Below are 10,392 nucleotides of genomic sequence, written 5' to 3' on the forward strand. Positions count from 1 at the left end.
ACGCCGGCCAGGCTGGACAGGTTTTGACGGGACCTGTCTACCTTGTGTTTCCACCATCACAGCCATTTCGATTCAGTCAAAACACTCCCGCAGCAATGCCATTTGGTCCATGACACAAGGCGCTAGCTCCTGTGACACGGTGTTGCTGCATGACCGGCGATACAGTTTAGCCGGCAAGTGTAATTGTTAAATATTTCAGGACTGTGACACGGCCAAGACACGTCGTGAATTTGGAAGCAGAACAACAAATCTGTTGTTTTCACTGCGCATGTCATCTGATCTACTGCGAAAAACCGTTCTATTTGCCGCAACCTCAAAGCAAATTGTGACTTTTTACGTTCAGCCTCATCTCACTATGCATCATCGAAAAATGGATGACAAATACGTTTTTTCTTATACATTTATATATTTAAAGTATAAATTACAGGAAAGTTGCAGGGAAAAAATTGTGTGACATGGCGGCATAAGCTGATGGCGCGAGATTATAAGTGAGCAAATTGTGCTTGAAATTGATTCATATAAGAAAACAGAAAAAGAGCGATATCTGTCCAAGATTGTGTCGCTTGACAGCCACAAAATTAGCAGAAAAACAGCGGGAAAAGCGGGGAAGGGAAGCGTCGGGCGACCGGAGAACCCGGCCGCCCTGAGAGCGTCAGTTTTAATGTAAAGGCAAGTTACGGCTTGATGGTCTTGCCCGCTGCGTCCGAGGCGGCAATTTGCGCTTCGAATGTGGCAAAACGCGCAGCCAGCGATTTCAACAACCGTTGTTTATCCGCCTCAGCCAGGAAGGAATAGCGCAGGCTGTTGTACGACAGCTGCTTGATTTGCGCGTAATCGGTCTTGTACTGGCTGGCAAACAGCACGTACTCGTTCGACAGGGTATTTCGAGACACACCGGCATCGTCGGTCGAGATCACGAACGGCACGCCGTACTTGCGGTACAGGGTGACGGGGTGGGCCTGGCCTTTGACGCCAAGAATATAGTCATTGCTGGTCAGGTTCACTTCCACCGCGATGCCGCGCGCGCGCATCTTTTGCATGGTGGCCAGCGCATGGGTTTCATACGCGATATCCATGCCGTGGCCGATGCGGTTGGCGCCAGCCACGTCGACCGCTTCGGCGATATGGAAAGCCATACCTTCGGGCGGCACCATGCCCAGCGCCAGCTCGCCCGCATGCAGGGCAATTTTGACGTTCGGATACTTGGCCTTGAGAAACCTGAACATTTCCATATGCAGGCTGTAGTCGCGCATGGACACATTCACGCTTTCCTGGCCGACGATATTGACGCCGACCACCAGCGGGTTCAGGCTGGCCGCCTTGAAGCCGGCCAACATCGACGAGTACACTTGCGACGGCGACAAAAAGCGCAGCACATAGGCCTGGTAGCGCATGGTGAAGTTGGCGTCGTCGATGCCGGCGCTGCTGGTGTTCACGTTGTCGTTATAGGCAGCGATGCTTTTCTGGAAGGCGCTATCTTGCTCCAGCTGCTGCGTCCAGTTCGCCAGCACGGTCTGCAGGGCCTCGGGCTGCATGCCGGGGGTCAGCACTTGCTGGTCGAATTGCGGGTTCGACACAAAAGGCGACAACTCGAAAATGGTTTCGATATAGCTCAGGTTTTCGGCTATCGCGCGCAGCTTGAGCGTTTTCAGGCCTTCACCAGTATTGCTCGATGCGACCGGGCCAAAATAGCCGAAAGTGTCGAAGAAGGTGCGGTCGGGTGGCGTTTGCTGGCCGCTATGGTTGTAGAAATCCTTGGTCGACCAGCGCTGCAGCAGTTCCGCATACAGGCCCGCATCGGCAAACACTTCGGTCGAGGACAGGCAGGTGCGCTGGCCGGCCGGCTTGGCGCGTTCAAACGCGACCACCTCTTTGCGGCTTTCGATGCGGTACGTTGTTTTGTTGACGCAGTATTTTTCCTTGTCGACCCACTCCAGGAATTGCTCGGCGTAGATGGCGCCCGAGTAATGGTGATGCAGGTCGCCGCCCTTGGGCATCATGGAAAAGAACAGGCTCAGCTCGGCTGTTTTGGGCTGGCTACCGGACACCAGCGCGGCAAAATGGCGGGCGGTGGCCGCTTCGTTGGCAGCCGGACTGGCGGCGTGGGTGGCCGCCGACGCGGACAGTGCCAATGCCACGCTCAAGGCCAGGCGAGTAAATTGCTTTTGCATCAGGAGTCCCGATCAGGGTGGTAGGGTTGAAAATGTAAAGCAAGTCCGGCTCAGCCCTGCCCCCGCACATGCACGCAGGCCCCGCCCGAATAGGTCGCGGCCACGGCGCGGTCGTCGCCGAGCAGCGCCAGGGCAAACAGCAGCTCCTCCAGGCTCTGGCAGGCGGCCGTGCGGCGCTCGAGCAGCGGCGTGGCTTTCTTGTCGAGCACGATAAAGTCCGCTTCCGTGCCGGGCGCGAAATTGCCGATGACACCCTCGAGCTGCATGGCGCGCGCGGCACCCAGGGTGGCCAGGTAAAACATGCGCAAGGCGGGCAGGTAACTGCCTTTCAAGCGTGCTACTTTATAGGCTTCGTTCATGGTTTGCAACATTGAGAACGAGGTGCCGCCGCCCACGTCAGTGGCCAGCGACAGCGGCACGCGCGCCGCATCGGCCTTTTCAAAATCGAACAGCCCACTACCGAGGAACAGGTTCGAGGTCGGGCAGATGGCCGCCGCCGAGTCGGTTTCGGCCATGCGCGCGCGGTCGCGCTCGTCGAGCCAGATGCAGTGGCCAAACATGGCGCGTGGGCGCAACATGCCGTAGTGGTCGTACACGTCCAGGTAGCTGCGCGCCTGCGGATGCAGTTCGCGCACCCAGCGGCACTCGTCTTCGTTTTCCGACACATGGGTCTGCAAAAAGGTGTCAGGATAGGCGCGCGCCAATTCGCCCGCCAGGTGCACCTGCTCATTGCTGGAGGTGGGCACAAAACGCGGCGTGATCGCATACAGCGAACGGCCGCGCTTGTGCCAGCGCAGGATCAGCGCCTCGCTGTCGCGCGCGCCGGACTCGGCCGTATCGCGCAGGAACTCGGGGCAGTTGCGGTCCATCATCACCTTGCCGGCCACCATGCGCAGGCCGCGCGCTTCGCTGGCGCCAAAGAAGGCGTCGACCGATTGCGGATGCACGCTGCCATACACCATGGCGGTGGTGGTGCCGCAGCGCAGCAACTCATCAAGGAAAAATTCGGCCACATTGCGCGCATGGACCGGGTCTTCAAACGCGCGCTCGGTGGGAAAGGTATAGGTTTCCAGCCACGGCAGCAGGCCTGGCGCCGGCGAGGCGATCATCTCCGTCTGCGGGAAGTGCAAGTGGGTATCGATAAAGCCCGGCACGATCAGCTTGCCGCGGTAGTCGATCACCTCGGTACCGGCCGGCAAGGTAGGCAACAAGCGGTCGTGTTCGCCGGCCGCCACCACCTTGCCGTCGGCGACGATCAGCAAGCCATCAAGATGGAAAGTGTGGGCCTCCTCGCTGAACGCGGGATCGGCGTGGAAGTGCAGCAAGCTGGCACGGTAGGCTTGCAAGGAAACTGGAACGATGGACATGACGACTTTCTATGACGGGTAAAACGCGGCGCGCGGTACGCGGCGCGATGGCGTACTGGCATTGACCAGCCGCAGCGGCGTGGCCCAGGCCGCTGCAGCAGCCTGCTCCCACACCATTAATAATTGACAGGCCACCGAGGCGGCAATCACGGCCGGCGCCTTGTTGGCGATGCCGGGCATGCCGATCGGGCAGACCATGGCGGCGATGCGTTCATCGGATACGCCCTTGGCCTGCAGGCGGTGTTCGAACTGCTTGCGTTTCGTATGCGAGCCGATCAGCCCGAACCAGCCGGCGGCGTCCCGCGCCATGATCGCTTCCGTCAAACGCTGGTCCAGCGCGTGACTGTGCGTCATGACGAGGAAACTGCCGCCGGCCGGCGCCAGGGCCACAAATTGCTCCGGCGTATCGGTGGCGGCGATGCGCACATTATCCGGTAATTGCGCCGGGAACATGTCCTCGCGTTCATCGACCCAGGTGACATTGCAGGGCAAGTGCGCCAATGCGCGCACAATGGCCGCGCCTACATGGCCGGCGCCGAACAAGGTCAGGTGGGCGCGCGGCGCCAGGCAAGGGTCGACCAGCCAGCGCCGGCCATGTTCATCTTGCGCCACATGGGTGCCGCGCTCACGCGAAAAGGTGGCGGGCGCCTGGCCCGGCTTGCCAGCCAGCCATTTCCCATCAGTATCGAACAACATCGAAGCCGGTTCGCCATCGAGCGCACTGACACGCCAGCTGTCGTGCTGGCGTCTTGCGCGCAAGGTGTGCAGCTGGGCATGGATGCCGTCGCCGACCGGCTCGAACGCCAGGTACACCACGCCGCCGCAGCACTGGCCCAGGCTGGGACCAAGCGCAAAGCGTTCCAGTTTCGCCCGCGTGGCACCGGTCGCCAGCATGGTCCTGGCAATTTCCACCGCGCGTAATTCCAGGTGGCCGCCGCCGATGGTGTCCAGCTGACTTTCATTGGTGACGCGCATCCTGGCGCCCGCTTCGCGCGGCCCCGAGCCTTCGACCAGGGCCACCGTCACCAGTACCGAAGGGACCGTGTCGTTGGCCAGTGCTGTCAGCCAGTCATGCATGCCTTACTCCTGCGTAGCCACGGTGGACGCCGCTTGCACCGCCATCACGGCCTTGAGGATTTCCTCGCTGGTGGCCGGTGCGTTCAAGGGCGGTTGCACGGCATGGCCGCCGACGCTGGAAATGGCGTCGCGGATCGCAAAGAAGACGGAAAACGGCAGCAGCAGCGGCGGCTCGCCCACGGCTTTCGAGCGGTGGATGCTGTCTTCCACATTGCGGTTCTGGAACAGCCGGACACGAAAATCTTCGGGGCAATCGGAAATGCCGGGAATCTTGTAGGTCGACGGCGCATGCGTCATCAGTTTGCCCGCTTCATTCCACCACAGCTCTTCCGTCGTCAGCCAGCCCATGCCCTGGATAAACGCGCCTTCCACCTGGCCGATATCGATGGCGGGATTGAGCGACTGGCCCGCATCGTACAGGGCGTCGGCGCGCAGCAGCTTCCATTCGCCGCTCAATGTGTCGACCACCACTTCGGCCACCGCCGCGCCATAGGCGTAGTAGGAAAACGGGTGGCCGGTCATGGTCTTCGCGTCCCAGTGCAGGCCGGGCGTGGCATAAAAGCCGTCCGACCACAGCTGCACGCGGGCCAGGTAGGCTTTTTGCACCAGCTCAGGAAACGGCAGCACATGGCCGTTGACGTGGATATGGTTGTCGAAGAAACGCACATCGGCCGCCGCGCCGCCATACAGTTTGACGGCGTAATCGCGCATGCGTTCGCGGATCTGGCGCGCCGCATCCTGCGCCGCCTTGCCGTTCAGGTCGGCGCCGGTGGAGGCCGCCGTGGCGGACGTGTTGGCGACCTTGCTGGTATCGGTGGCGGTAGCGCGCACCCGTTCCAGGTCCAGGCCCAGTTCATGCGCGACCACCTGCATCACCTTGGTATTGATGCCCTGCCCCATTTCCGTGCCGCCATGATTGACCAGCACGGAACCGTCGACATACACGTGCACCAGCGCACCGGCCTGGTTCAGGTGGCTGACATTGAAGGCGATGCCAAACTTCAATGGCGTCAAGGCCAGCCCCTTTTTCAGCACCGGACTCGACTCGTTGTACGCATCGATGGCGATGCGGCGCGCGCGATAGTCGCTGCTCTGCTCGAGTTCGGCCACCAGTTCATGGATCACATTATCGACAATCACCTGGCCATAGGGCGTGACGTTGCGTCCTTCGCTGCCGTCGCGCCCATAGAAGTTGAGCAGGCGGATATCGAGCGCGTCGCGCCGCAGATGGCGCGCGATTTCGTCGATCACATACTCGATGGCAATCGCGCCTTGCGGCCCGCCAAAACCACGAAACGCCGTGTTCGACTGCGTATTGGTCTTGCCACAGGCGGCGCGGATATCGACGTCGGACAAATAATAAGTGTTATCGAAATGGCAGACGGCGCGCGTGGCAACCGGTCCCGACAGGTCCGCCGAATAGCCGGCGCGCGAGGTCATGTCGACTTTGGCGGCGAGTATCTTGCCGGTCTCGTCATAGCCGACTTCATATTCATAATAGAAGCAATGGCGCTTGCCCGTGACCAGCATGTCGTCGTCGCGGTCGGCACGCAGCTTGACCGGGCGTTTCAATTTCGCCGCTGCAATCGATGCCGCCGCCGCCCACAGCGCCGACTGCGACTCCTTGCCGCCGAAGCCGCCGCCCATGCGCCGGCATTCGACCGCGATGTTATGCGAAGGCACGCCCAACGCATGCGCCACCACATGCTGCATCTCGCTCGGGTGCTGGGTCGAGCACAGCACCAGCATGCCCTGCGCTTCTTTCGGTATGGCGTAGGAAATCTGGCCTTCCAGGTAAAACTGTTCCTGCCCACCAACATAGAGCTGCCCCTTGACCATATGCGGCGCCCGCTCGAACGCCGCCTGGCAGTCGCCGCGCGTCAGCCGCATCGGCGGCAGCACATACGATTGCGCCGCCTTCGCCGCCTGCGGCGTCATAATCGCCGGCAACTCTTCATACGTCACTTGCGCCAGCCGCGCGGCGCGGCGCGCATGGTCGTGGGTGTCGGCCACGACGATAAAGAGGGGCTGGCCCACATACTGCACCAGAGCCTCGGCCAGGATGGGGTCGTCATGGATAATGGGGCCGCAATCGTTGGTGCCGGGAATGTCCTTGGCAGTGAACACGGCGGTGACGCCCACGCTGGCGCGCACTTTGGACAAATCCATGGCGGTAATGCGCGCATGCGGCTTTTGCGACAGGCCCAGCGCCGCGTGCAAGGTACCCTGCAGTTCGGCAATATCGTCGGTATAGGTCGCTTGCCCCAGCACATGCAATTGCGCCGATTCATGCGGGCTCGGTTTGCCGACGGCGGCCCAGGCGGCCGCTTGCAGTTCAGGCGTGACAGGATGGTTCATGCTGGTCCTTTCAAGCGCGGCAAGCGTAGGCGTTCAATGCACTGCGCGGCAGCGGTGCGCTGCTGCGCGTTTCCAGCCAGAAGCGGCGCAACAGGTTTTGCGCCGTCGTCATGCGATAGGTGTTCGAGGCGCGCATGTCGGACAACGGCGCGTAGTCGTCTGCCAGCAGGCCCATGGCGATCACCAGGTTTTCTTCCGTCCACGTTTGATTGCGCAAGAACGTTTCCGTTTGCGTGGCGCGCCGCGGCGTGGCCGCCATGCCGCCAAAGGCAATGCGCGCGTTGACGATGCGCTCGCCGTCGAGCTCGAAAGCAAATGCGGCGCACACGGCCGAGATATCCTGGTCAAAACGCTTGGCCAGTTTATAGGTGCGAAATTTTACCTGCTCGCGCGGCAGCGCTACCCTCAGCGCCTCGACAAATTCATCGGGCCGCAAATCCTTCTTTTGGTACCCGAGGTAAAAATCTTCCAGCGCCATGGTGCGCTGGCCGGCTGCGCCGCGCAGCACGATCTGCGCACCGAGCGCGATCAGCCACGGCATCGAGTCGCCGATCGGCGAGCCATTGGCGACATTGCCGCCCAGGGTGCCGGTATTGCGGATCGGCAAGGAGGCAAAGCGCTGCCACAGTTCGGACAATTCCTCCGGGTAATGCTCGCACAGGGCCGCATAGGCGTCGTTGAGACTGGCGCCGGCGCCGATTTCCAGCATATCGTCCTGCACAGCAATGGTTTTCAATGCCGCCACATTGCCCAGGTAAATGATCTCGCCCAGGTCGCGCATCTGCTTGGTTACCCACAAACCTACATCGGTGGAACCGGCCAGCAGGGTGGCCTGAGGTTTTTCCGCACGCAATTGCGCCAATTCATCCAGGGTGCGTGGCGCATGGAATTGCTGGCCGCGCACGGCATAAGTATGCAGGCTGTCGCGCCGCAACCCTTGCAGCTGCAGTGCCAGGGCATTGCGGTCAAAGTCCACTTTCGGCAATTCGCTCATGCGTCTGGCCGCATCGATAATCGGGCGGTAGCCGGTGCAGCGGCACAGATTGCCCGACAGGCCATCGTCGATCTCGCAGCGCGTGGGCGTTTCGCCATTTTTATCGAGATACATGCCCCACAGCGACATCACGAAGCCCGGCGTGCAAAAGCCGCATTGCGAGCCGTGGCATTCCACCATCGCCTGCTGTACCGGATGCAGGGTGCCGTCCGGCTGTTGCAGGTCTTCCACGGAAAACAGGGCCTTGCCGTCGAGCGTGGGCATCAGCTGTATGCAGGCGTTGACCGTCTTCATCTCCACCTGGCCATCAACCAGGCTGGCGAGCACGACCGTGCAGGCGCCACAATCGCCTTCGGCGCAACCTTCCTTGGTGCCGGTGCAATGCAAATCCTCGCGCAGATGCTGCAACACCGTCTGCGTGGGCGCGGCATCATGCACTTCCTGTATGGCGCCACGGTAATAAAAACGAATCGGTTCTGACATGCTGGCCTCGGTCTGGTCCTAGTGGTACAGATTAACACCGGCACACCGGACAACTATATGCAAATACTGATTTCACTTATCTATCTTAATGAATAAAGTCAGGCGATGAATGGATGTGTTGCATGCCAGTGCTCGGCAATATCGATGCGGCGCGTGATCCATACCTTGTCATGTCCTTGCACATAGTCAAGAAAGCGCGCCAGCGCCGCCGCGCGGCCAGGCCGCCCCACCAGGCGGCAATGCAGACCGACCGACAACATCTTCGGCTGGTTCAACCCATTCGGGTCGCCCTCCGCATACAGCACGTCGAACGCATCTTTCAGGTAATCAAAAAACTGCGTGCCGGAGTTAAACCCCTGCATGGCGGCAAAGCGCATGTCGTTGGTGTCCAGCGTGTACGGCACGATCAACTGCGGCTGCACGGCGGGCGCACCATAGCCATCCGTATAAGCGACTTTTTCCCAGAATGGCAGGTCGTCGCCATAATAGTCGGCGTCATAGCGAAAGCCGCCGTGTTCTACCACCAGTTTGCGCGTATTGGGCGAATCGCGCCCGGTGTACCAGCCTTGCGGCGCGCAGCCCGTCAGTTCATGGATGATCTGCACGGCTTCGCGCATATGTTCACGCTCGGTCGCCTCGTCCATGTTCTGGTAAGAAATCCAGCGCAAGCCATGACAGGCGATCTCATGGCCCAGTTGCTGGAAGGCAGCCACGGCTTCGGGATTGCGCTTCAAGGCCATCGAGACGCCAAACACCGTCAGCGGCAAGCGACGCTCCTCGAACAGGCGCAGCAAGCGCCACAGTCCCGCGCGCGAGCCGTATTCATAGATCGATTCCATGCTCAGGTGGCGCGTGGGAAAGGCGGCCGCACCGATCATTTCCGATAAAAACGTTTCCGATGCTGCATCGCCATGCAGCACGCTGTTTTCTGCGCCCTCTTCATAGTTGAGCACGAACTGCACAGCGATGCGAGCCTGGCCCGGCCACTGCGGATGGGGCGGCGTGCGGCCATAGCCGATCAGGTCTCGCGGATAGTTATCATAAGTGCTCATGCGGCTCGCCTTGGGAACAATGTGAAATATATGCCCAATCATATAGCCAGGCGCGGCGACAGGTATATCATTTGTGCGATAAGCACATTCACTGTTAACGTATAGGATAAGAAATGGGAAAACTCAGCACGCACGTACTCGACATCGCCCACGGCCGCCCCGGCGCCGGCGTCAAGGTCGCCCTGTTTTCGGTGGCGCCCGAAGGCAAGGTCCTGCTGAAGATGGATGTCACCAACCACGACGGCCGCTGCAGCACGCCTTTGCTCGAAGGCGATACCATGAAAGCGGGCCAGTATGAACTGGTCTTCAACGCCGGCGACTACTTTGCCGCCCAGGGCGTGCAATTGCCATCGCCGCGCTTTATCGACCTGGTCACGCTGTCATTCGGCATTGCGCATACCGATGAAAATTACCATGTACCGCTGGTAGTATCGCCGTGGTCGTATTCGACTTATCGCGGTAGCTGATATTTAACCCACCCCAGCCTTCCGAAGTTGGGGTGAACAGCTGCACCAAACCTGCAGACGAAAAAAAACCCCGACCATTGCTGGCGGGGTGTTTTTCTACTGCGAATAACAAGCCTGACGATAACCTACTTTCACACTGGTTGCAGCACTATCATCGGCGCAAAGTTGTTTCACGGTCCTGTTCGGGATGGGAAGGGGTGGGACCAACTTGCTATGGTCATCAGGCATAACTTGTACTGGCGTTTGTCCTCTGTGGAGCGACAAAGCCTGAATCTGGAAGCAGCAAAGATTGGGGTAATGAATGGTATCAACACACATGCAACGTTGTACTGTCTTATCCTCTGCACCTGCTAAGGTTATAGGGACAAGCCGTACGGGCAATTAGTACTGGTTAGCTTAATGCATTACTGCACTTCCACACCC

Annotated in this window: 7 protein-coding genes and 1 rRNA gene; 1 reads left to right on the forward strand and 7 read right to left on the reverse strand. The window is 60.1% G+C overall.

The features are described 5' to 3' along the window. Window positions 1–674 precede the first annotated feature (674 nt). The 6 genes from CD932_RS26290 to puuE form a co-directional block, all read right to left on the reverse strand. Entirely contained in the window at window positions 675–2,171 is a 1,497-nt protein-coding gene (locus CD932_RS26290) for an adenosine deaminase (RefSeq protein ID WP_094445805.1), read from the reverse strand. Between the two features lie 50 nt (window positions 2,172–2,221). After that, window positions 2,222–3,538: a guanine deaminase gene (gene guaD / locus CD932_RS26295; protein ID WP_094445806.1), complete on the reverse strand. Its 1,317-nt coding sequence runs from the start codon at window positions 3,536–3,538 to the stop codon at window positions 2,222–2,224. A gap of 9 nt (window positions 3,539–3,547) precedes the next feature. Beyond that, the gene (gene xdhC / locus CD932_RS26300) at window positions 3,548–4,615 is read right to left on the reverse strand and encodes a xanthine dehydrogenase accessory protein XdhC (protein ID WP_094445807.1); all 1,068 of its coding nucleotides are present in this window, start codon (window positions 4,613–4,615) and stop codon (window positions 3,548–3,550) included. A gap of 3 nt (window positions 4,616–4,618) precedes the next feature. Then, complete coding sequence (gene xdhB / locus CD932_RS26305; protein WP_094445808.1) at window positions 4,619–6,973, reverse strand: xanthine dehydrogenase molybdopterin binding subunit; 2,355 nt, start codon at window positions 6,971–6,973, stop codon at window positions 4,619–4,621. 10 nt (window positions 6,974–6,983) lie between these two features. Then, window positions 6,984–8,450: a xanthine dehydrogenase small subunit gene (xdhA, locus tag CD932_RS26310; protein ID WP_094445809.1), complete on the reverse strand. Its 1,467-nt coding sequence runs from the start codon at window positions 8,448–8,450 to the stop codon at window positions 6,984–6,986. Between the two features lie 98 nt (window positions 8,451–8,548). Further along, window positions 8,549–9,502 (reverse strand): allantoinase PuuE, encoded by a 954-nt coding sequence (puuE, locus tag CD932_RS26315; RefSeq protein ID WP_094445810.1) that lies wholly within the window; start codon window positions 9,500–9,502, stop codon window positions 8,549–8,551. Between the two features lie 113 nt (window positions 9,503–9,615). Here puuE and uraH point away from each other — a divergent pair, with 113 nt between their 5' ends. Beyond that, entirely contained in the window at window positions 9,616–9,969 is a 354-nt protein-coding gene (gene uraH, locus CD932_RS26320; RefSeq protein ID WP_094445811.1) for a hydroxyisourate hydrolase, read from the forward strand. Window positions 9,970–10,081: 112 nt separating this feature from the next. On the opposite strand, the gene rrf is transcribed toward uraH, so the two are convergent. After that, a 5S ribosomal RNA gene (rrf, locus tag CD932_RS26325) occupies window positions 10,082–10,194 on the reverse strand. Window positions 10,195–10,392 lie beyond the last annotated feature (198 nt).

Source organism: Janthinobacterium sp. PC23-8, assembly GCF_002250505.1.
Taxonomy (GTDB): Bacteria; Pseudomonadota; Gammaproteobacteria; order Burkholderiales; family Burkholderiaceae_D; genus Janthinobacterium.

What these genes read in the sequence shown, in the direction of transcription:
- CD932_RS26290 (WP_094445805.1), bottom strand. Translation starts at nt 2,171, where the DNA reads ATGCAAAAGCAATTTACTCGCCTGGCCTTGAGCGTGGCATTGGCACTG.
- guaD (WP_094445806.1), bottom strand. Translation starts at nt 3,538, where the DNA reads ATGTCCATCGTTCCAGTTTCCTTGCAAGCCTACCGTGCCAGCTTGCTG.
- xdhC (WP_094445807.1), bottom strand. Translation starts at nt 4,615, where the DNA reads ATGCATGACTGGCTGACAGCACTGGCCAACGACACGGTCCCTTCGGTA.
- xdhB (WP_094445808.1), bottom strand. Translation starts at nt 6,973, where the DNA reads ATGAACCATCCTGTCACGCCTGAACTGCAAGCGGCCGCCTGGGCCGCC.
- xdhA (WP_094445809.1), bottom strand. Translation starts at nt 8,450, where the DNA reads ATGTCAGAACCGATTCGTTTTTATTACCGTGGCGCCATACAGGAAGTG.
- puuE (WP_094445810.1), bottom strand. Translation starts at nt 9,502, where the DNA reads ATGAGCACTTATGATAACTATCCGCGAGACCTGATCGGCTATGGCCGC.
- uraH (WP_094445811.1), top strand. Translation starts at nt 9,616, where the DNA reads ATGGGAAAACTCAGCACGCACGTACTCGACATCGCCCACGGCCGCCCC.